The sequence below is a fragment of the Vreelandella mediterranea genome, assembly GCF_970647075.1.
On the sequence record NZ_OZ310198.1, the window covers coordinates 2,802,627 to 2,824,009 of the forward strand.

At 62.5% G+C, this 21,383-nt stretch carries 15 protein-coding genes; 4 read left to right on the forward strand and 11 right to left on the reverse strand.

Translation table 11 applies throughout. The annotated features are described in order from the left end of the window. Nucleotides 1-12 precede the first annotated feature (12 nt). The 8 genes from gltB to pilM all read right to left on the reverse strand — a co-directional run bounded on the left by gltB (nucleotide 13) and on the right by pilM (nucleotide 11,537). Nucleotides 13-4,455 (reverse strand): glutamate synthase large subunit, encoded by a 4,443-nt coding sequence (gltB, locus tag ACWFVE_RS12825; RefSeq protein WP_447529652.1) that lies wholly within the window; start codon nucleotides 4,453-4,455, stop codon nucleotides 13-15. 444 nt (nucleotides 4,456-4,899) lie between these two features. Further along, entirely contained in the window at nucleotides 4,900-6,027 is a 1,128-nt protein-coding gene (gene aroB, locus ACWFVE_RS12830) for a 3-dehydroquinate synthase (protein ID WP_447529653.1), read from the reverse strand. After that, entirely contained in the window at nucleotides 6,024-6,590 is a 567-nt protein-coding gene (aroK, locus tag ACWFVE_RS12835; protein WP_447529654.1) for a shikimate kinase AroK, read from the reverse strand. The genes aroB and aroK overlap by 4 nt, the downstream gene beginning before the upstream one ends. Further along, on the reverse strand, nucleotides 6,590-8,686 hold the full coding sequence (gene pilQ / locus ACWFVE_RS12840; RefSeq protein ID WP_447529655.1) for a type IV pilus secretin PilQ: 2,097 nt from the start codon (nucleotides 8,684-8,686) through the stop codon (nucleotides 6,590-6,592). Before pilQ ends, aroK begins: the two co-directional genes overlap by 1 nt. Before the next feature lie 52 nt (nucleotides 8,687-8,738). After that, on the reverse strand, nucleotides 8,739-9,263 hold the full coding sequence (locus ACWFVE_RS12845) for a pilus assembly protein PilP (protein ID WP_447529656.1): 525 nt from the start codon (nucleotides 9,261-9,263) through the stop codon (nucleotides 8,739-8,741). Next, on the reverse strand, nucleotides 9,260-9,901 hold the full coding sequence (locus ACWFVE_RS12850) for a type 4a pilus biogenesis protein PilO (protein ID WP_447529657.1): 642 nt from the start codon (nucleotides 9,899-9,901) through the stop codon (nucleotides 9,260-9,262). Before ACWFVE_RS12850 ends, ACWFVE_RS12845 begins: the two co-directional genes overlap by 4 nt. Further along, nucleotides 9,901-10,479: a PilN domain-containing protein gene (locus ACWFVE_RS12855; protein WP_447529658.1), complete on the reverse strand. Its 579-nt coding sequence runs from the start codon at nucleotides 10,477-10,479 to the stop codon at nucleotides 9,901-9,903. The genes ACWFVE_RS12850 and ACWFVE_RS12855 overlap by 1 nt, the downstream gene beginning before the upstream one ends. Then, complete coding sequence (gene pilM / locus ACWFVE_RS12860) at nucleotides 10,476-11,537, reverse strand: type IV pilus assembly protein PilM (protein WP_447529659.1); 1,062 nt, start codon at nucleotides 11,535-11,537, stop codon at nucleotides 10,476-10,478. The genes ACWFVE_RS12855 and pilM overlap by 4 nt, the downstream gene beginning before the upstream one ends. 194 nt (nucleotides 11,538-11,731) lie before the next feature. On the opposite strand from pilM, the gene ACWFVE_RS12865 reads away from it, so the two are divergent. Next, the gene (locus ACWFVE_RS12865) at nucleotides 11,732-14,260 is read left to right on the forward strand and encodes a penicillin-binding protein 1A (protein WP_447529660.1); all 2,529 of its coding nucleotides are present in this window, start codon (nucleotides 11,732-11,734) and stop codon (nucleotides 14,258-14,260) included. A gap of 92 nt (nucleotides 14,261-14,352) precedes the next feature. Here the strand turns inward: ACWFVE_RS12865 and ACWFVE_RS12870 are convergent, their stop codons facing one another. The 3 genes from ACWFVE_RS12870 to ACWFVE_RS12880 form a co-directional block, all read right to left on the reverse strand. After that, on the reverse strand, nucleotides 14,353-16,365 hold the full coding sequence (locus tag ACWFVE_RS12870) for a TRAP transporter permease (protein WP_447529661.1): 2,013 nt from the start codon (nucleotides 16,363-16,365) through the stop codon (nucleotides 14,353-14,355). A 64-nt stretch (nucleotides 16,366-16,429) separates the two neighbouring features. Beyond that, entirely contained in the window at nucleotides 16,430-16,912 is a 483-nt protein-coding gene (locus ACWFVE_RS12875) for a DUF1850 domain-containing protein (protein ID WP_447529662.1), read from the reverse strand. A gap of 21 nt (nucleotides 16,913-16,933) precedes the next feature. After that, nucleotides 16,934-17,893 (reverse strand): TAXI family TRAP transporter solute-binding subunit, encoded by a 960-nt coding sequence (locus tag ACWFVE_RS12880; protein WP_447529663.1) that lies wholly within the window; start codon nucleotides 17,891-17,893, stop codon nucleotides 16,934-16,936. Nucleotides 17,894-18,177: 284 nt separating this feature from the next. Between ACWFVE_RS12880 and csiR the strand changes: the two genes are divergently transcribed. From csiR to ACWFVE_RS12895, 3 genes are all read left to right on the forward strand, one after another. After that, nucleotides 18,178-18,867 (forward strand): DNA-binding transcriptional regulator CsiR, encoded by a 690-nt coding sequence (gene csiR / locus ACWFVE_RS12885; RefSeq protein WP_447529664.1) that lies wholly within the window; start codon nucleotides 18,178-18,180, stop codon nucleotides 18,865-18,867. A 78-nt stretch (nucleotides 18,868-18,945) separates the two neighbouring features. Continuing rightward, nucleotides 18,946-20,124, forward strand: a complete 1,179-nt coding sequence (locus tag ACWFVE_RS12890) for an acyl-CoA dehydrogenase (protein ID WP_447529665.1) — start codon at nucleotides 18,946-18,948, stop codon at nucleotides 20,122-20,124. A gap of 26 nt (nucleotides 20,125-20,150) precedes the next feature. Continuing rightward, entirely contained in the window at nucleotides 20,151-21,365 is a 1,215-nt protein-coding gene (locus tag ACWFVE_RS12895; protein WP_447529666.1) for a CaiB/BaiF CoA transferase family protein, read from the forward strand. Nucleotides 21,366-21,383 lie beyond the last annotated feature (18 nt).

A 21,383-nucleotide genomic window follows, 5' to 3' on the forward strand; every position in this document is an offset into this window, starting at 1 on the left:
GGACACATTGGATTACTGCGGCTGACGCCGAGATTGATCCAGCAAACTCCCCAGGCTCGCCGCCTTCGGCTTCACCAGCCAGAAGTGGCGCGCATAGTCGCTGAAGTCTTCCAAAATGGCCGCGCCGCGTTTTGAACCGGTCTCGGCAACGTAGGCCTCGATCATTTCACGCAGGTGGCGGCGGTACGCTTCCATCGCTTCGGTGTTCACGCGGTGGATTTCCACCAGCTCATGGTTGTACTTATCCACGAAGTTGCGCTCTTCGTCGATCACATAGGCGAAGCCGCCGGTCATGCCCGCGCCAAAGTTCACGCCGGTTTCACCCAGTACGCAGACGATACCGCCGGTCATGTATTCGCAGCAGTGATCCCCCGCGCCCTCGATGACCGCCATGGCGCCGGAGTTGCGCACACCAAAGCGCTCGCCGGCCACGCCCGCGGCATACAGCGTGCCGCCGGTGGCGCCATAAAGGCAGGTATTGCCGACGATCGAGGTCTTGTGGCTTTCGAACTCGCTCACCCTGGGTGGCACGATCACGATGCGCCCGCCGTTCATACCCTTGCCGACGTAGTCGTTGGCGTCGCCCTCGAGATATAGATTCAAGCCCCGCGCATTCCAGACGCCGAAACTCTGGCCGGCCACCCCGGTAAAGCGCGCGGTAATCGGTGCCTCCTCGAGGCCCTCTTCGCCGTAACGCTTGGCAATAGCGCCAGAGCTGAGTGCGCCCACGCTTCTATCGCAGTTGGTGATATCGAAGCTGAAGTCGCCGCCAGCGCGGTTTTCGATGGCATCTTTAAGAGCGCCCAATACCTCCTGGTTCTTGGCACCGGGGTCGTGGGGTACGTTACGGCTCACCGTGCAAAACTGCGGCGCGTCCGCGGGCACGTAATCGTTTTCCAGAAGCGGCGTCAGGTCCAGCCGCCGCTGGGCGGCGGTGTTGCCTTCGATCACTTCCAAAAGGTCCGTACGGCCGATCAGGTCGGTCAACTGGCGCACGCCGATCAGTGCCATCAGCTCGCGCACCTCTTCGGCGATAAAGCGGAAGTAGTTTTTGACCATGTCGACGGTGCCGCGAAAGTGTTCGCCGCGCAGGTAGTCGTCCTGGGTGGCGACACCGGTGGCGCAGTTATTGAGATGGCAAATACGCAGGTATTTGCACCCCAGCGCGACCATCGGCGCGGTGCCAAAGCCAAAGCTCTCGGCGCCCAAAATCGCCGCCTTGACCACGTCCAGGCCGGTTTTCAGGCCGCCGTCGGTCTGCAGGCGAATCTTGTCGCGCAGCCCGTTGATGCGCAGTGCCTGGTGGACTTCGGGAAGGCCCAGCTCCCAGGGGGAGCCCGCGTGCTTGATCGAGGTCATCGGGCTTGCCGCGGTGCCGCCGTCATAGCCCGAGACGGTGATCAGGTCCGCGTAGGCCTTGGCCACCCCGGTGGCGATGGTGCCGATGCCAGGTTCGGAGACGAGCTTCACCGAGACCTGGGCGTCCGGGTTGACCTGTTTGAGATCGAAAATCAGCTGCGCCAGATCCTCGATCGAGTAGATATCGTGGTGCGGCGGCGGTGAAATCAGCGTCACGCCGGGAACGGCGTAGCGCAGCCGGGCGATGAGTTCGTTCACCTTGCCGCCGGGTAGCTGGCCACCCTCACCGGGCTTGGCGCCCTGGGCCACCTTGATCTGTAGCACCTCGGCGTTGACCAAATACGAGGGCGTGACGCCGAAGCGCCCCGAGGCGATCTGCTTGATTTTGGAGCTTCGGATCGTGCCGTAGCGGGCGTGATCTTCGCCGCCTTCGCCGGAGTTGGAGCGCCCGCCGGCTTCGTTCATCGCCTGGGCCAGCGCCTCGTGGGCTTCCGGCGAGAGCGCGCCGAGGGACATGCCGGCGCTATCGAAGCGCGGCAGCAGATCCTCGACGGACTCCACCTCGTCGAGTTCGATCGAATCGCCGGTGAGCTTGAGCTTCAACAGATCGCGGATGGTCGCCACCGGACGCTCGTTGACGTGCTGGGCGAACTTCTTCCACTTGGCGTAGCTGCCCTCCTGCACCGCCGCCTGCAAGGTCATGACCACGTCCGGGTTGTAGGCGTGGTATTCAAACCCGTGCACGTACTTGAGCTGGCCGCCCTGGGAGATGCCCTTGCGCGGCGTCCAGGCGTCTTTGGCAATCAGCGTCTGCTGCATCTGTAGCTCGCTGAAACCCGCCCCCTGAATGCGCGAGGCCATGCCGATAAAGCAGATCTCCATGATCTCGTCATTGAGCCCGACGGCCTCAAACAGCATGGAGCCGCGGTAAGAGGCGAGCGTGGAAATTCCCATTTTGGAGAGAATTTTGAAAAGCCCTTTCTGCAGGCCCTTGCGGTAGTTCTCGCGGGAGTCGGCGGGGTTGCCGGTCAACTCGCCCACGCGGTGCATGTCCGCCATGACCTGGTAGGCAAGCCAGGGGTAAACCGCGGTGGCGCCCACCCCAAAGAGCACCGCCATCTGATGGGCATCCCGGGCGTAGCCGGTTTCCACGATGATGTTGGCGTTGGGGCGCAGCGCCAGCCTTCCCAGGTGACTGTGCACCGCGCCGACGGCCAACGCGGCCTGGATCGGCACTTCGCCTTTGGGTAACTCGGCGTCCGAGAGCACCAACAGCACGCAGCCCGCCTTGACCTGCTCTTCGGCCTTTTGGCAAAGCGCGGTCACGGCCTGCTTGAGACTCGTTTCATCCGGGTTATAGCCAAGGGGCAGCGGGCAGCTGGCAAACGCCGGATCATCCTGACTGACCAACGCGGTGAACTTGCGCGGCGAGAGGACCGGCGTGGTCAGAATCAGACGGTGCGCGTGTTCGGGGGTGGCCTTGAACACGTTGAGCTCCGCGCCGCAACAGGTCTCCAGCGACATCACGATCGCCTCACGCAGCGGATCGATCGGCGGATTGGTCACCTGGGCAAACTTCTGACGGAAGTAGTCGGTGAGCAGGCGCGGGCGACTGGAAAGCACCGCCATCGGCGTATCGTCGCCCATGGAGCCCACTGCCTCCTGGCCGCTTTCAGCCAGCGGGCGCAGCAACTGGTCGCGCTCCTCGAAGGTGACCTGGAACATCTTTTGCTGCACGTTGAGCGCATCTGAGTCCATGCTCTGAAAACGTGCAAGCTCGGTCAGCGCCGACTCCAGGTAGCTGGCCTGCTCTTTGAGCCAGCGCTTGTAGGGAAAGGCGGACTTCAGGCGGTTGTCGATATCGTCGGTGTGCAGTACTTCACCGGTTTGGGTATCCACGGCGAGCATCTGCCCCGGGCCCACGCGCCCCTTGGCGACCACGTCTTCGGGTTTGTAGCCATAGGTGCCGGTTTCGGAGGCCAGCGTAATGTAGCCGTTTTTGGTCATCACCCAGCGTGCCGGGCGCAGGCCGTTACGGTCGAGCATACACACGGCCTGGCGGCCATCGGTCATGACTACGCCCGCCGGGCCGTCCCAGGGCTCCATGTGCATGGAGTTGTATTCGTAGAAGGCGCGCAGTTCCGCGTCCATGGTCTCGACGTTCTGCCAGGCCGGCGGCACCATCATACGCACGGCGCGGTGAAGTTCCATGCCGCCGGTGAGCAGCACTTCGAGCATGTTGTCCATGCTCGAGGAGTCGGAACCGGTCGTGTTGACGACTTCGTCGAGCTCGGCGATGTCCGGCAGGTGCTCGCTTGCGAAGTTGGCCTTGCGCGAGTTGGCCCAGCCGCGGTTGGCCTCGATGGTGTTGATCTCGCCGTTGTGAGCGAGCAGGCGAAACGGCTGAGCCAGCGGCCAGCGCGGCGCGGTGTTGGTCGAAAAGCGCTGGTGAAAGACGCAGATGGCGGTTTCCAGGCGCGGGTCGTTCAGGTCCTTGTAGAACGCCGGCAGATCCTCCGGCATTACCAGACCTTTATAGGAGACCACCTCGGAGGAGAGCGAGGAGACGTAAAAGTCCTCGTCATCCTTGAGCGTCTGCTCGGCGTAGCGCCGAGCCATGAAGAGATCCACGGCGAAATTGCCGCTATCGCCGGGCTCGATGAAAACCTGCTCGATGCGCGGCAGACAATCCAGCGCCATGGGACCGCATACGCTGGAGTCGGTGGGTACTTCGCGCCAGCCAATACGCTTGAGTCCGCGCTTGTCGAGTTCACGCTCCAGGGTTTCGCGGGCACGCTGGGCGCGCGCCTCGTCAACGGGTAGAAAGATCACGCCCACGGCAAAGTGTTCGCCAAGCTCGACGTCCAGCGCCTCTTTGGCGGTTTCACGCATGAACCGAGTGGGCATTTTTAAAAGCAGCCCACAGCCATCGCCGGTTTTGCCGTCAGCGGCGATACCGCCGCGGTGCGTCATGCACGTCAGCGACTCGATGGCCGTCTTTAAAAGATCGTGACTGGCGTCCCCTTGCATATGAGCAATAAGCCCAAAGCCGCAGTTATCACGAAACTCGCCAGGCTGATGAAGACCTTTGTTCATGGGCGTGCCTCTAGTCAAGGTGTTTTACTGGCAGCGACTCTATGCTTTAATAGCGGGTTTTCTTTTTATTATGCTACGTATTTCCCGCCCGAGCCCCCTGTTCTGATGCGTTCGCTGCCGCAGGAAAATGGCCGATCAGCATAGCCACTCGCCCCTACCTGGCGCAATCGCCCGACCGCCTGAAATTTCTCAAAATCCTTGCCAAATCCTGCATTTGCATTAACCCTTGGGTAAAAAATATAGTCGGGTCAATCACTTAACCCAAAAAGCAGCGTCGCTTTTGCCGCCCCAACGGGCGCATAGACTTTAGTCTAACGATGACACAAAACCCCATGCCGATAGCGCATACCGCATACCGATTAACATAGGTGATGCAGGTTCCTGCGCCCTGAAACGACAAGACCCGCCATCGTGGCGGGTCTTGTCGTTTCAGGGCGCAGACGACTAACGCGGGTCGACGACACCTTTATTGACGGCTCTGGGGTAGCGCTGGAGCAGCGCTTCGAGCGTCGCGGGGGGTGTCTGGTCGCTGATCACCGCCTGCCCCAGGGCCTCAAGCAGTATCAGGCGAAGCCGGGAATCGATGTTTTTCTTGTCCAAGCGCATACGGCTCAAAAAATCTTCGACCTGCATGCCTTCGGGGGCGGCCAGCGGCAGCCCGGCGCTTTCGATCACCGCTCTGGTACGAGCCAGATCATCGGTACTGAGCATGCCGAGCGCGTGAGAAAGCGTGGCGGCCATGGCCATGCCGGCGCCTACTGCCTCGCCGTGAAGCCAGTTACCGTAGCCCTGGTGTGCCTCGATGGCGTGGCCAAAGGTGTGCCCCAGGTTCAAAAGCGCCCGCACGCCCTGCTCGGTTTCGTCATCGGCGACGATATCCGCCTTGGTCTGACAGCTTCGCGCGATCGCCTCGCTAATGGCCTCGGGCTCGACGCGGCGAAGCGCCTCCATGTGCGCTTCGAGCCAGCTCAAAAATGCCTCGTCGCGAATCAGGCCGTACTTGATCACCTCGGCAAGCCCGGCGGAAAGCTCGCGGCCAGGCAGTGTCGTCAGCGTATCGGTATCGACCAGTACCGCTTTGGGTTGCCAGAACGCGCCGATCATGTTCTTGCCAAGCGGATGATTGACGCCGGTTTTGCCGCCCACCGAGGAGTCCACCTGGGAGAGCAGCGTGGTGGGCACCTGAATGAACGCGACGCCCCGCTGGTAGGCGGCGGCGGCGAAGCCGACCATGTCGCCGATCACCCCGCCGCCAAGCGCCACCAGCGTGCAGCGCCGGTTGAAACCAGCGCCGAGCAGCGCATCCCAAATGCGCTCGACCTGCTCGATACTTTTATACTGCTCGCCGTCGGGTAGTACCAGCGTGCGTACGCTACACGCCTCGGGCAAGGCCTGGCAGAGCGTGTCGAGATATAAAGGCGCGATGGTCTCGTTGGTCACCACGAGGACCTGGCTACCCGCAATATAAGGGGCGAGCAGACCCGGCTCGGCGATCAAGCCAGCGCCGATGTGAATTGGGTAGCTGCGCTCGGCAAGGGCTACGTTCAGGGTGCGCTTGGCACGTGACGTCATGACGATACCTTGGAGTCGGTCGGGTAGGCGCTTTCGAGCGGGTCGTTGAGACGCTGAGCACGACGGAGAATATCGTTGACCACCGACCGCGGGCTTCGTCGGTCGGTGCGCACGGTCACATCCGAGGTGGCGCGGTAGAGCGGATCGCGGGCCGTGAACATGTCCCGCAGCACCTGTTCGCGGTTGGTGCACTGCAAAAGTGGGCGGTTTTTGTCCCGGCGGGTGCGCCTTAGCTGCTGCTCGACGGTCGTGAGCAGATAGACCACGGTGCCGCGTTCTCGCAGCGCCTGACGGTTCTCTTCGCGCAGTACCGCGCCGCCGCCTGTGGCCAGCACCACGCCTTGCAAGCGGGTCAGCTCGTCGATCATCTGCATTTCGCGCTGGCGAAAGCCAAGCTCGCCCTCGACATCGAAAATCCAGGGAATATCCGCCCCGCAGCGATCCTGTATGACATGGTCACTGTCATAAAAGGTGCGCGAAAGCTCTGCGGCCAACAAGCGGCCGATCGTACTTTTGCCGGCGCCCATGGGGCCGACCAAAAAAAGGCTGGGTAAATCCTGCATCAGCGAACCGCCAAACCATCATCTAGTAGTCGTGGAGTAATAAACACTAACAGCTCTACCTTTTCATTGCTCTCCTGGGTGTAGCGAAATAGCCGCCCGAGGACGGGTAGATCACCCAATAACGGGGTTTTGGCAATTTGGCTGAGCTGCTCAGTGGTTAAGATACCGCCAAGCACGACGGTTTGGCCATTGTCGACCAGCACCTGGGTTTCGATCTGATTGGTATCGATGGGCGGCTCCCCGCCGAATTCGCTTTCCCGGAAGCTGTCGTTTTTGATCACGAGATCCATGATGATGCGATTATCCGGGGTGATCTGCGGGGTGACCTCCAGCGAAAGCTCGGCCTCCTTGAACTGGGTATCCGGATTGCCCTGCACATCCACACTCTGAAACGCGCGCTCCTCGCCCTGGCGGATGGTGGCGGTGCGCTGGTTGGCGGTGATGATGCGCGGCTGGGAGATCGTCTGACTCTTGCCTTCGCTCTCGAGCGCCCTGAGTTCGAGATCCAGCAGCACGTCGCCGGAGAGATAACCAAAGCTAAACCCGGTGCCGGCCACCGCACCGGCCCCCAAATCGACGGCGAGCCCGCCCTGGGCACGGTTGATGCCAGCCGGGTTGATATTGCGCCGGCCGTAGGTCGTGCCATCTTCGTTGAGCTGAAAACCGCGGGTGCTCGAAGCGCCCCAGTTGATGCCTAGCTCGCGCGAGGCGGTGTCCCGGGCGATGACGATGCGCGCCTCGATCTGCACCTGGCGCACGGCGATATCCAGCCGGTCGAGGGTGGCGAGTATTTCGCGAATCTGCTCGGCGGTGTCCTGAACCAGCAGCGTATTGGTGCGCTGGTCGACGGTGACCCGGCCACGGTCGGTCAAAAGCCCGAAGCCGTCGCCGCCGCGCAAAAGCTGGGCAAAATCCTCGGCGCGGGCGTAGCGCACTTCGATGAACTCGGTCACCAGCGGCGTGAGGGTCTGGCGCTGATTACGCGACTCGATCTCCTGGCGCTCGATATCGGCAAGCTCCCCCGCCGGCGCGATGACGATCACGTTGCCCTTTTCGCGACTCGAGAGCCCTTGGCTTTGCAAAATCAGCGCCAGCGCCTGGTCCCAGGGCACGTCGTTCAGGTTGAGCGTTACCCGCCCGGTCACGCTGTCGCTGGCCACCAGGTTCAAACCGGTAAACTCGGCAAGCGTGGCCAGTACCGAACGCACCTCGATATCCTGAAAGTTAAGGCTCAGCCGGTCGCCGGTGAAACTCTCCTCGCCCCGCTGGGCAAGCGAGTCGGATTCGGCGACGGGCTCCACGTCCACGGTCAGCACCCGCCCACTCTGCGAAGAGAGCATCGCAAAAGCCCCCTGGGTTTGAAGCTCCAACTGCACCCCCCGGGCGGTGGCGCGCGGCGTGATGCGGTTGATCGGCGTGGCGAAGTCGGTGACATCGAGGATCTGGTCGAGTGAATCCGGCAAGGTCACGCCCTCCAGATTGGCAAGCACGACGCCGCGGTCGGCCTCTTCGACACTGGCGCTTACGCCGCTTTGGCTAAACGTGACCAGCAGCCGCCCGGCGCCGTTGGCGCCGCGGCGAAAATCGATGTTCTCGACCTGAGGCCCGCTGGCACTGGCGGGGGTGGAAGCGCTGGCAACGGACGCCGACGGCGTTGCCGCAACCGGGGCAGTAGAGGTGGAAGCAGATGCAGACGCCGTCGCGGCCGGGGGAGTACCGCCGGTTGGGGTAAGAAAAACGCTTAGCCGGCTGGGGGACGGCGCCGAGCGAAACGTATGCGCACCCTGCAGCTCGACGATCAAGCGCGTGCGCCCCCCGCCTTCGATGGTCGTGATCCGCTCGACGCCCGCCTGGTCGACCACCAGGTTACGGTTTTCAAGCCCGCTTTGGGTATCCGGCAAATCCAGCGCCAAACGCGGCGGCGACTCCAGCGCGTAGCCGGTGAGCTCGGCGGGAGGGCCGTCGAAGGAGAGCAAAAGCTCCACCTCCCCTTGGGATGCCTCGCGCACCTGAAGATCGGTCAAAAGCACGGCATTGGCCATGGCAGGCCAAAGGGCGAGCAAAAAAAGCGCGGTATAGCGGGCAGTGATGAGCATAAACAACGGGTCCCGGATCAACGTCTATCAAGCGATAAGTAGTAACAGCCGGCTAGGGGTCGAGTGACAGCGCGGCCGGGCTCTCCTGCCAGCCCTCCTGCTCGCTGAATACGCGCTCAAGCAGAGTGACTTCCTCTAGCGAAATACGGGTGACCTCCCCGTAGTTGGATCCCATGTGATTACCTTCTCGCACGTTCACGACGCTGCCGTCGGGCGTGGCGATCAGCGCCACGCGCTGGCCCCCCATTTGCAGCGTACCCACCAGGCGCAGCGAGGCAAGCGCAAAGGCCTCCAGCGGCTCCAGGGGGCGCTGGGTATCCGGGGCCAGGGCGCTGTTTCGTGGCGAGATTGTCTCACTTCGCGCCAACTGCTCAGGCGCCAAAAACGGGCTGCGCGACTCGCTATATTGGTAGTTTAAATATGCCGCCTCGGGAAAAGGCGCGCTTGCAAGGGAAGCCTGACCACTAGGGGCGCGGCGGATATCGGCAAGCGTGGCGTCCAGCTCGTCCAGCCGTGCATCGCTGCAGCCGGTCAGGGTCGCCACCAGGGCCATCATGCACACGCGGCGTTGTCTCATGGCGCCGCCTCCTCGTGGCTGGGGTCGTCGATATAGCTGTAGGTGCGCGCCACCAAAGAGAGCCTGAGCACGTCGCTTTGCGGCTCGACCGGTGTAATGGTCAAGTCGTGCTGGGTGACGATACGCGCGAGCTGGCTGATGTCGGCCACGAAGCGGCCGAGCTGGTGATATCCCCCGCGCACCTGAATATCCAGCGGATGCTCGATGTAGTGTTCGTTGCTAACGGTCGCACGCAACCGGACGACTTCGATGGTCAGCCGATTATCCACCGCGGCGTCGCTGATGCTGTCCAAAAGCGAGGGAATCTCAGCGCTGGTGGGCAGCATGGCGCGCATCCGGTCCATCTGTCCGCCGAGCGTCGTCAACTGGTTCTGCACGTTGGGCAAAAGCGCCACTTCCGAGGCCTTGACCCGGTATTCGCTCAAAAGTCGCACCTCTTCGCGCTGCGCCTCGGACAATCGGGCGCGTTTGTCGCTGACCTGCCACGCCATTAGCCCACCAAAGGCAAGCGCAAATACCAGCACCACGCAAAGCGCCTTCAAAAAAACCGGCCAACTGCCCGCCTCCTTGAGATCCAGACTTTGTACGTCGACTTCTTTGAGACGCTGCCATTCGTGGCGCGCCCGGGCTCGCGTCATCACTGGGCGGCCTCCCCTTGACCGGCGTCAGGGCTTGTATCGTGCAGCGTCTGGACGACCTCGAAGCCAAACCGCCGCCCTTGCTGGTTCGGGGCGCTGGTCACCTCGGAAAGTACCGGCACGGCAAAGCCTTGCATACTTGCAATGCGGCGCAGCTGCTCTGAGACCTGGCGCTCGTCGTTGGCCGTCGCGGTGAGGCGAACCCGCTCCCCTTCCCGGCTTAACTGCTCGTAGACCACGCCGTCGGCCAGGCTAGCGGCCAGCGCGTTGAAAAGCTCGACGGTATCGGTGCGCTCGCTTTGCAGGGTTTTGAAAAGCTCGAGCTGGGTGCTGAGCTGTGCCGCGTCTTCCTGATAGCGCTTCACGTCGGCAATCTGGTGCTCCAACTGCTCGACATGGCGGGTGATGTAGGCGTTGCGCATCTCTTGCCCATCGAGTTCTTGCTGATACACAAGCCCCACGGCCAGCGCCATCAACACCCCCACGACCAGCGCCAAAGCCAGCATTTTATAGAACTGCCGGGTGCGCTTTTCCCGGCGCGCATCCCGCCAGGCCAACAGGTTGATGTTGATATTCATTGGCCTACCTTCATGGCAAGCCCACAGGCGGTGAGCATGGCTGGCGCGTCGTTGGTCAGGCCCTCGACGTTCAGCCGCTTATAGATGTGCATCCGGTGAAAGGGGTTGGCCAGCGTCACCGCCAGACCGTTCTCTTCGGCGATACGCTCGGCAAGCCCTGGGATCACGCTCGACCCGCCGGCCAGTACCAGGTGCTCGACCCGCTGTTTGCGCCCGGCGGTATAGTAAAGCTGAAGCGAGCGGCCCACCTGCTGCACCACGGTTTCGATAAAAGGCGTTAGCACGTTGGCCTGATAATCCTCGGGCAGGCCGCCGCGCTTTTTGGCAAGGCCGGCCTCTTCGTTGCTCAGGTCGAACCGTTCGCGAATGGCATCGGTCAACTGGCGCCCGCCAAATACCGTGTCGCGGCTGTAGGTAATGCGCCCGTCGCGCAGCACGTGGAACGCGTTCATATTAGCGCCCAGATCCACCAGGGCCACGCACGCCCTGGGGTCGTCACTGACGTTGAGCGCCCGCCTGAGCTCGCCAAACGAGCGTTCGACGGCGAAGGTTTCGACATCCACCGCGGCGGGTTCGAGCCCGGCCTGCACCAGCGTATCGGTCAGCTGGCTGACGTCGCGCTGACGACACGCCACCAGCGCCACCTGCTGCTGGCTTTCGTCATCGGGCACCACCCCCAAACGCTGAAAGTCGAAGGCCACCTCGTTGAACGGAAAAGGAATGTGGCGGTCGTACTCCTCGATTATCCGCGCCTCAATCTCGTCTTCGCCCAGCGAAGCGGGAAAGCTCAGGGTTTTGCTAATGGCGGCGCTGGCGGGAACGGCGACCGCGGCTTTACGGGTCGAGGGATTGGCGTGTTCGACGGCGTTTCGAAGCACCCGGGCGACATCGCTGATATCGCGTATCCGGCGCTCCACCACGGCCCCCTCTTTGAGCGGGCGCACGGCGTAGCTCTGAACCTGAAAATTGCCGTCCAGTTGCTTGAGCTCTAAAAGCTTAACGGTGGCCGAGGTGATATCGACCCCGATCAACCCCTTTCCAGACTTTGGTAGGCGCATGTGGTCCCGTTGATTTTGTCGTCTTGTCGAGCGTCGTCCGAGGTTACCTTATTTTGGGCGCCGCCACACGTTGAGGCAATCATGGCATATCAACACTGGTGGCCGAGGGCCTGGCTTCTTATAATGGTCGCCAATTGCGCAATACGGCCAGTTGGACGCCGTACTTATCTTATCTCCACGGGTGCCCTCTGTTCATGACGTTTTTTCGAACCCTTATCCTGTCACTGGTTTCGATGGCTGCCGCCCTGGTGGGCGCCGCCGTGCTGGCCGTGGTAGGTGCTGCCATCTACTTTTCTCCGGGGCTTCCCGACGTTCGCCAGCTGCAAAATTTCGAACTGCATACCCCGCTGCGTATCTTCACCAACGACGGCCGGCTGATCGGCGAGTTCGGTGAAGAGCGGCGCATGGTGGTCGATTTCGACGAAATCCCCCAGGACATGATCAACGCGCTGGTCGCCGCGGAGGACTCGAGCTATTTCGAACACGCCGGGGTCGACCCGCGCGGGCTTGCCCGCGCGGCGGTGGAGCTTGCCCGAAGCGGCGGCTCGATCCAGTCCGGGGGCTCGACCATCACCATGCAGGTCGCGCGTAACTATATGCTGACGCTGGACCAGACCTTCACGCGTAAAATTCGTGAAATCCTGCTGGCGCTGCAGATGGAGCAGGTGCTCTCCAAAGAGCAAATCTTCGAGCTTTATGTCAACAAGATCTTTTTGGGTAACCGCGCCTACGGCATCGCCACCGCCGCGGAAACCTACTACGACCGCCCCCTTGCCGAGCTAACGCTTGCCGAAACCGCAATGATCGCGGGGCTTCCCAAGGCACCGTCGGCGTTCAATCCGCTGGCCAACTCCGAGCGCTCACTGATTCGCCGCAACTGGATTTTGTTCCGTATGCGCGAGCTTGGCTATATCGATAACGATACCTACCAGGCCTCGGTGCAGGACCCGGTGACCGCGCGTCGCCACTACACCCAAACCGAAGTGGATGCCTCCTACGTCTCGGAAATGGCTCGCCAGTATGCGGTCGAACGCTTTGGTGACACCGCCTACACCGGCGGCTATCGGATCTACACCACCATCGACAGCGAGCTTCAACCCGCCGCCCGCAACGCCCTGGCCAACGGCTTGATCGAGTACGACCGGCGCCACGGCTGGCGCGGCGCGGAGCAGCGCGACATCGCCGCCAGCCTCGTCGAAGCCCAAGAGCAAACGAATACTCAAGGCCTTGAAGAGGAGCTTTCCGAGTCGCCGGAAATCCGCCAGACCGCGCGCCAGGCCGCGGAGCGCAGCCAGACCGAGATCGAAGGCATCGACGGCGACGTCTCCAACTGGCTACAGGTGCTCGAGCGCACGCCCAACTACGGCCTTTTGCAACCGGCCATCGTGGTCCAGAGCAGCGGCCGAGAAATGCAGGTGCTGACCCGCGACCGCGAACTTAGAACCATCGCCTGGGACGGCCTGAACTGGGCACGCGCCTACCAAAGCCCGCGCAGCCGCGGCGGCGAGCCGTCAAGCGCCGATCAGATCGCCGTGCGCGGAGACCTGATCCGCGTGGTGGAGAACGACGATGAATCGCTAAGACTTTCTCAGCGCCCGGACGTCGAAGGTTCGCTGGTGGTTCAAGACCCGCGCACCGGCGCGATTCTGGCGCTGCAGGGCGGCTTCGACTTCAACGCCAGCAAGTTCAACCGCGCCATTCAGGCCCAGCGCCAATCGGGCTCGATCTTCAAGCCCTTCATCTACCTGGCCGCCCTCGACGACGGCGATATGACGGCGGCGAGCGTGGTCAACGACTCGCCCCTGGTGGTAGACGACGGCAGCAACTCGCTGTGGCGGCCGATGAACTCCAGCCGCGACTTCCAGGGGCCGATGCGCCTACGCCCGGCGCTGGCACGTTCGCGCAACCTGGTCACCATTCGCGTACTCCAAACGATGGGCGTCAACCCGACCATCAACTACCTGGAAGGCTTCGGCTTCTCGGTCGACCGGCTGCCCCGCGGGCTTTCCCTGGCGCTGGGTAGCGCGAGCCTCACGCCCATGGAAATGACCAACGCTTACGCGGTGATCGCCAACGGCGGCTTCCAGGTCTCGCCCTGGTTCATCGAGCGCGTCACCCGCGACGACGACCGGGAGATCCTCGATGAGGCCACGCCGCAGATCGCCTGCCCGAGCTGCGCCGAAGGCCAGGAGAGCGTCGAGATCGACGGCAAGGAGTATCCGGTCGCCCGGCGCGTCGCCGACGCCGGCGCGGTGTATATTCTGCGCGACATGCTGCGCGACGTGATCACCTCGGGCACCGGGCGCGCCGCGCTCAGCCTGAACCGCGACGACATCGTGGGTAAAACCGGTACCACCAACAACCAGCGCGATGCCTGGTTCGCCGGCTTCAACAGCGACCTGGTCACGACGGTCTGGGTGGGTAAGGACAGCAACGAAACCACCGCGGAATACGGCGCCAGCGCCGCACTGCCGATCTGGATCGACTTCATGGGCGGCGCCCTGGAAGGCACGCCTTCGGCCCTGCCGGAGCGCCCCGCCTCCATCGTCACCGCGCGGGTCGACCCGGACAGCGGCCGCCGCTTGTACGACAGCCAGTCCGGCGGGCTCGTGGAGCTTTTCCGTGAGGGCCATCTGCCCTCCTACCAGGCGCGCACCATTAGCCGCGAGCTCGAGGAGGCCAGCGGCTCCCAGGGTTCGGGCGCGGCGGAATCGATCTTCTAAAGCGCGCTGCCCGGCGCTGATGAAAGGCGCTAACGAAAAAGCCCGGAACACTGTTCCGGGCTTTTTTTATACGCGGTGGTTCTACGCTTGGGTTACGCCGTGACGGCGGGCGTTTCGCGCAGGCTGGCACGGTAGTTGACGCCGATTACCGCCGCGATCACCACCACGCCGGCTATTTCGGTCCAAAGGCTTGGGTAGAAGACGCCGAAGATCGCCGCCCCAATCGCCAGGCGCGGTAGCCATGACATGCGCGTAAACAGATACCCCTCGAGCGAGGCGGCAAAGGCGCACAGCGCGAAGATCGCGATCACCGCGTTCCAGACCACGACCAGCACCGGCCCGCCCACGATGATCTCCGGGTTGAACACCATGAACAGCGGGATCAGGTAGAGCCCTTTGGCAAACTTCCAGGCCTGGAAGCCGGTTTCCATGGGTTTACTGCCGGCAATCGCCGCCCCGGCAAACCCGGCCAGCGCGATCGGCGGAGTCACGTTGGAGTCCTGGGAGTACCAGAACACCACCAGATGCGCGATCAAAAGCGGCACGCCGAATTCACTGGTGAGCGCCGGCCCGACCAGCACGATCAGTACGATATAACTCGCCGTGACCGGCAGCCCCATACCCAGCACCAGGCTCGCCAGCAGCACCATGACCAGCGCAAGCACCAGGTTGCCGCCGGAGAAAGCGAGCATCATCGAGGAGAACTTGAGCCCCAGCCCGGTCAGGCCCACCACGCCAACGATGATACCCGCCACCGCGCAGGCCATGGACACCGCCACGGCGTTGCGCGCGCCAAGCTCCAGCCCTTCGACCAGCTTAACAAGCCCCGCCCACACCACGTTTTTGGTGCGCTCGAAGGTCACCGGATGGCCCTGGCCGGGGGCGACGAAGAAGTACCAAAGCGCGTAGCGAATCACCGCCACGGCGACCATGGTTACCACCGCGTAGTAGCCCACTCGCATGGGCGAAAGGTTCATGACCAGCAGCCAGACCAGTACCGCCAGCGGCAGTAAGAAGTGCCAGCCATCCTTCATCACTTGGCGCATTTTGGGCAGCTCGCTTCTCGGCATGCCCTGCATGCCTTGCTTTAGCGCGATGATATGCACGAAGAGATACACCGTGGCGAAGTACATGATGGCCGGCAGGATACTGATCTTGACGATGTCCAGGTACGGCGTATTGGTGTACTCGGCGATCAAAAACGCCCCGGCCCCCATCAGCGGCGGCATGATTTGCCCGCCGGTCGACGCCGCGGCCTCGATGCCGCCGGCCTGTTTGGGCTGATAGCCGAGCTTTTTCATGAGCGGAATGGTAAAGGCGCCGGTGGTCACCACATTGGCAATGGCGCTGCCGGAGATCGAGCCCATGCCCGCCGAGGCGAGTACCGCCGCCTTGGCCGGGCCGCCGCGCTGGCGCCCGGTGGCGGCGTAAGCCATATCGATGAAAAACCGCCCCGCGCCGGTGCTCTCCAAAAAGGCGCCGAACAGCACGAAAATGAAGATGTAGGTGGCCGCCACCCCGAGCGGCAGGCCGAAAATACCCTCCTGACCAAGATAAAGCTGTCCCGCTACGCGGTCGAGGGTATAGCCGCGGTGAGACAAAATACCCGGCAACCAATCGCCAAGCCAAGCCAGTTCCCCCCGGGGCCCGGCCAGCGCGTAGACGATCGCGATCAGACCGATGATGGTCATGCCAAACCCCACCGCCCGGCGGCTGGCTTCCAGCACCGTGACCGTGGCGATGATCGCCACGGTTATATCGGTCTGGTTCCAGAACCCGGCACGGTTGATGATCTCATCCAAAAAGAAGACCAGGTAGCCGCCGGTGATCAACGCGCCGGCAAAGAAGATCGCGTCGAGCGCCCAGCCAAGTACGCCGCGTGCTCGGGTCGGGCCGAACACGGGAAACATCAAAAACGCCAGCAACATGATCAGCGCCAGGTGGATACTGCGCTGATAGAAAAGCCCCAACGGCTGAATGCCCGCCGAGTAGAGCTGGAAAAGCGAAAGGGCAACCGCCACGATCGTGATGGCCCAAAGTGCCTGGCGGGGCTGCACCGCGTTTGCCCCCGGCATGACCACCGCAGGTTGAGTGGATTCGCTCATGGAGTCCTCGAAAGGGTTAGCAAGCAAAGAGTTTTAACGTCAAGGGATAGCCGCGGACACCGGCTCACGGCGCGGTGAGTTCGACGATCACCCGCTCACCGGGGGCGCGCTCGCTCAGGCTCACCGTTTCATGGCCGCTATCGGGCCAGGTGATGCGATGGCTCACCGAGAGCGCCCCTACGCGTAGCCGGTAGCGATTACCAGGCACGGCCTCGTCGATGGCATTGATCCAATAGCCGCCTTCGCCGTCGGAAACCTGCACCCCGCGCCCGGCAATATGGCCAAGGCCCGCGGCGAAGTCCGGCTGGTGGCTACGCTCCAGCACCATCTGCCCGCCGCGGTTCTGGTAACAGTCGAGCACGGTAAAGTGCGCCACCGAGTGGTTCCAGGCCATACACCAGCGGCTTTCATCGGGGATGGGGTGATCGAGCAGCACGGCGCCGGCGTCGCTGGTCACCGTCAAACGCGCCGGCGCCTGTCCCCAGGCACCGGCGCTTTGTAGCGCCGTCAATGAAAGCGCTATCAGCGACGCCGCTAGCCACTGCATGACCGAACGCCTCGGGTAGGCTTACGGACGCAGGCGATCGGGGATCTCAGCGCCGGTTTCTTCGAAGTAGCGGATGGCGCCCGGGTGTAGCGGCACCGGCGTGGACTCCATCGTGAACTCGACGGTGGTGTCGTTGGCCGCCGGATGAACGGCGATCAGCTCGTCGGTGTGTTCGAAAAGCACCTGGGTAAGTTGGTAGGCAAGCTCTTCGTCCATATCGGCGTTGACCACCAGGACGTTGGGAATACCGATGGTCTGCACCGCTTCGTCCATACCGTCGTAAAGACCGGCCGCCAGCTCGTAGGGGGCGAACACCTCTTCGTCTTCACGGGCGTTGGCAATCTCTTCCTCGGAAAGGCTTATCAAGCGGATATCGCGCGTAGCCGCCAGGTTCATGATCGAGCTGGTGGGCGGGCCCACGCTCCAAAAACCAGCGTCGATATCGCCATCGCGGATGGCATCGGCGGTTTCGTTGAAATTCAGCCGCTGCGGATCAAAGTCATCGTAACTGATACCGTTGGACTCGAGCAGCGCACTGACGTTGAGCTCGGTGCCGCTACCCGGCGCGCCTACCGACACCCGTTTACCGGCCAAGTCACTAATACTCTGGATATCGGACTCCGCAAGCGTGACCAGCTGTACGGCGTTGGGGTAGAGGGAGGCCAGCGCCCGGGTGTTTTCGACCTGACGGCCTTCGAAGTCGCCGGTGCCGGTGTAGGCCTGATAGACGGTGTCCGCCAAAGCGGTGGCCATATCCGCGTCGCCACGCATGATCAGCCCCATGTTCTCGACCGAGGCGCCAGTAACTTCCGCGGTCGCCTGCGCCCCTTCGATATGGTCGTTGATCATTTCGGCCAGACCGCCACCAATTGGATAGTAGACGCCGCCGGTGCCCCCGGTGGCAATCGAGAGCTGCTGTGCACTGGCGGGTAGCGCCAGCGCTAACATGGTCGTGGCGGCAGCGTATTTTAGCGTTCGCATGGGCGTTGTCTCTCTCATGGGTGCTTTATTGATATTGGAGTCGCAAGGTCGCGCAATGCGGCTTTGTGGTTTTTGAAAGCCGCTTTAATGACGTTAGCACGGTTTCAAAACAAACGTTAATGGGACGATAGTGCCATAGCCACGGCATCGTAAAAGCATTCGCCCCCGCTGCGCTCACCGGCCGACGCCTGGCGGCGCCCTTTCACGAAATAGCGTCACTTGAGATAAATTTTCAAAATTACGCAATAATGACGCCTATTTTGACCGCCACCCCAGGAGATTCGATGGAACCGCCCCTACCCCGGCCCAACCTGGCCATTAGCGCCTACCGCGATTTGAAGCGGGATATCATTCGCGGGCGCTACCCGCCGGGTGAGAAACTCTTGATGAGCCTTCTGAAAACTCATTACGGGGTGAGCACCGGCCCGCTGCGAGAAGCGCTTTCCCAGCTGGTGGCCGACCGGTTGGTGGTCGCCATTAGCCAGCGCGGCTACCGCGTCGCGCCCATGTCGCTTGCCGAACTGGGCGATATTTACGATGCCCGCGCCCAGCTCGAAGGCCTGGTGCTGGGGTTGGCCATCGAGCGTGGCGACGATGACTGGGAAGCCGACGTGCTGGCCACCGCCCACCGGCTGGGCAAGGTCACCGACGTCAGCAGCCCGGATGAGCTTCTCGATAACTGGGACCAGCGCCACCAGGCTTTCCATACCGCTATTGCCAGCGGCTGCAACTCCCCCCACCTGCTACAAATGCGCGATGCGCTGTTCAACCAGGTCGAGCGTTACCGCCACCTTTGGTTGCAGGAAACCGTGATGTCGACCAGTGCGCTGGCCCAAAAGCACCAGGAGCACAGCGCGCTGGTCGAGGTGATTCTGGCCCGGGATGGCGAACGCGCCGCGGGCATGATGCGCGAGCACCTGATGACCCCGGTACCGGTCATTACCGAGGTGCTACGGGCACGAGGCATCGACTAAAGTCGACGTTTTATAAAAATGTAGATATTTCTTTGAAACGGCGATACATTGCAAGTACTCAACAAGAGGGCTTTCGCCATGTCACGCTTTAACTGGGATGACCCGCTGCTGCTCGAGCAGCAACTTACCGACGAAGAACGCCAGATCCGCGACGCCGCGCGGGACTACTGCCAGCAAAATCTTCAGCCACGCGTGCTCAGCGCGTTTCGTGAGGAGCGCTTCGATCGCGAGATCATGTCCGAGATGGGCGAGCTGGGACTTCTAGGTGCCACCGTTGCCGAGGAGTACGGCGGCGCGGGGGTCAACAACGTGGCCTATGGGTTGATCGCCCGCGAGGTAGAGCGGGTCGACTCCGGCTACCGTTCGGCGATGAGCGTGCAGTCGTCGCTGGTGATGTACCCGATCGAGGCCTACGGCTCTGAGGAGCAAAAGCAGAAGTATCTGCCCAAGCTCGCCAGCGGCGAAATGGTCGGCTGCTTTGGCCTGACCGAGCCGGATCACGGCTCCGACCCGGGTTCGATGATCACCCGCGCCGAGCAGGTCGACGGCGGCTACCGCTTGTCCGGTGCCAAGACGTGGATCACCAACAGTCCGATCGCCGATATCGCCGTGGTCTGGGCAAAATCCGCCGCTCACGACGACCAGATCAAGGGCTTCATCGTCGAGCGCGGGTTCGAGGGCTTCTCCACCCCGAAAATCGAAGGCAAGGTGTCGCTGCGCGCCTCGATCACCGGCGAGATCGTGCTCGACGGCGTCTTCGTTCCCGAAGAGAACCTGTTGCCTAACGTCAGTGGGCTGAAAGGTCCGTTCGGCTGTTTGAACAAGGCGCGTTACGGCATTGCCTGGGGCGTGATGGGCACCGCGGAGTTTTGCTGGCACGCCGCCCGCCAATACACCCTGGACCGCAAGCAGTTCAACCGCCCGCTTGCCGCCAACCAGCTGATTCAGAAAAAGCTCGCCGACATGCAAACCGAGATCGCGCTTGGCTTGCAAGCCGCGCTACAGGTCGGCCGTTTGATGGATACAGGTAACTGGACGCCGGAAATGGTCTCGCTGATCAAGCGTAACAACTGCGGCAAGGCGCTGGATATCGCGCGGGTATCCCGGGACATGCACGGCGGCAACGGCGTCTCCGATGAATACGGCGTCATTCGCCACATGGTGAACCTGGAATCGGTGAACACCTACGAAGGAACCCACGATGTCCATGCCCTTATTCTGGGCCGCGCCCAGACCGGCCTACAGGCGTTTTTCTAATCCATCGCCCCGCGCAAGGAGCCCCCATGAGCGATACGCCAACGCCGCTTAAGGGCATTAAGGTGCTCGACCTTTCCCGCGTGCTGGCCGGCCCCTGGTGCGGCCAGACCCTGGCCGACATGGGCGCCGATGTGATCAAGATCGAGCGCCCAGGCCAAGGCGACGACACCCGTCACTGGGGCCCGCCCTGGCTTGGCGAAAGTTTCGAGTCCGCCTATTACCTGTGCGCCAACCGCGGCAAGCGCTCGGTCACGGTGGATATGGCAAAACCCGAAGGCCAGGCGCTGATCAAGACCCTGGCCGGCGACGCCGACGTGGTGCTCGAGAACTTCAAGGTCGGGGGGCTGAAGCGCTACGGGCTCGACTTCGAGAGCCTGCAAGCGATCAACCCGGGGCTCGTTTACTGCTCGATCACAGGCTTCGGTCAAGAAAGCCCCTACGCCCACCGGGCCGGCTACGACTTCATGATCCAGGCCATGGGCGGCTTGATGAGCCTGACCGGCCAACCCGACGAAGTGCCCGGTGGCGGCCCGGTGAAAGTGGGCGTGGCGATCACCGATATTTTCACCGGCCTTTACGCCACCAACGCCATCCTCGCCGCGCTGTATGCACGCCGCGAAAGCGGCGAAGGCTGCCATATAGACCTTTCGCTGATGGATGTTCAGGTGGGCGTTTTGGCTAACCAGGCCACCAACTACCTGACCTCCCACCAGGTACCCAAGCGGCTGGGTAACGCTCACCCCAATATCGTGCCCTACCAGGCGTTTGCCACCCAGGATGGACATATCATCGTCGCGGTGGGTAACGACGCCCAGTTCAAGCGCTTTTGCGCGGCGATCGGCCAGCCTGCGCTTTGTGAAGATGCCCGTTTCGCCACCAACGGTGCCCGGGTCGCCCACCGCGAGGCGCTCGTGCCGCTTTTAGAGGCAGCGATTGCACTCAGGCCCATCGACCATTGGCTTGCGACGCTGGAAAACGCCGGCGTGCCCTGCGGGCCGATCAATACCCTGGACCGGGTCTTCGAGGATGCTCACGTCAAGGCACGGGGGCTCAAGCAGACGCTGCCCCACCCCATGGCGGGCAGCGTCGACCTGGTGGCCAACCCGGTTCGTATCGACGGTCACGCGGTATCCGCCCAAACCGCCCCACCGCTTTTAGGCCAGCATACCGACAGCGTGCTGGAAGAAATCGGCATCACCACCGCCCAGCGCGAAGCGCTCTATAAGGCGGGTATCATCTAGCGCAGCCTCGAGCGCCAG

Bases quoted from the DNA above. Each gene is read 5' to 3' on its own strand.
- gltB (WP_447529652.1), bottom strand. From the start codon at position 4,455: ATGAACAAAGGTCTTCATCAGCCTGGCGAGTTTCGTGATAACTGCGGC.
- aroB (WP_447529653.1), bottom strand. From the start codon at position 6,027: ATGACGTCACGTGCCAAGCGCACCCTGAACGTAGCCCTTGCCGAGCGC.
- aroK (WP_447529654.1), bottom strand. From the start codon at position 6,590: ATGCAGGATTTACCCAGCCTTTTTTTGGTCGGCCCCATGGGCGCCGGC.
- pilQ (WP_447529655.1), bottom strand. From the start codon at position 8,686: ATGCTCATCACTGCCCGCTATACCGCGCTTTTTTTGCTCGCCCTTTGG.
- ACWFVE_RS12845 (WP_447529656.1), bottom strand. From the start codon at position 9,263: ATGAGACAACGCCGCGTGTGCATGATGGCCCTGGTGGCGACCCTGACC.
- ACWFVE_RS12850 (WP_447529657.1), bottom strand. From the start codon at position 9,901: ATGACGCGAGCCCGGGCGCGCCACGAATGGCAGCGTCTCAAAGAAGTC.
- ACWFVE_RS12855 (WP_447529658.1), bottom strand. From the start codon at position 10,479: ATGAATATCAACATCAACCTGTTGGCCTGGCGGGATGCGCGCCGGGAA.
- pilM (WP_447529659.1), bottom strand. From the start codon at position 11,537: ATGCGCCTACCAAAGTCTGGAAAGGGGTTGATCGGGGTCGATATCACC.
- ACWFVE_RS12865 (WP_447529660.1), top strand. From the start codon at position 11,732: ATGACGTTTTTTCGAACCCTTATCCTGTCACTGGTTTCGATGGCTGCC.
- ACWFVE_RS12870 (WP_447529661.1), bottom strand. From the start codon at position 16,365: ATGAGCGAATCCACTCAACCTGCGGTGGTCATGCCGGGGGCAAACGCG.
- ACWFVE_RS12875 (WP_447529662.1), bottom strand. From the start codon at position 16,912: ATGCAGTGGCTAGCGGCGTCGCTGATAGCGCTTTCATTGACGGCGCTA.
- ACWFVE_RS12880 (WP_447529663.1), bottom strand. From the start codon at position 17,893: ATGCGAACGCTAAAATACGCTGCCGCCACGACCATGTTAGCGCTGGCG.
- csiR (WP_447529664.1), top strand. From the start codon at position 18,178: ATGGAACCGCCCCTACCCCGGCCCAACCTGGCCATTAGCGCCTACCGC.
- ACWFVE_RS12890 (WP_447529665.1), top strand. From the start codon at position 18,946: ATGTCACGCTTTAACTGGGATGACCCGCTGCTGCTCGAGCAGCAACTT.
- ACWFVE_RS12895 (WP_447529666.1), top strand. From the start codon at position 20,151: ATGAGCGATACGCCAACGCCGCTTAAGGGCATTAAGGTGCTCGACCTT.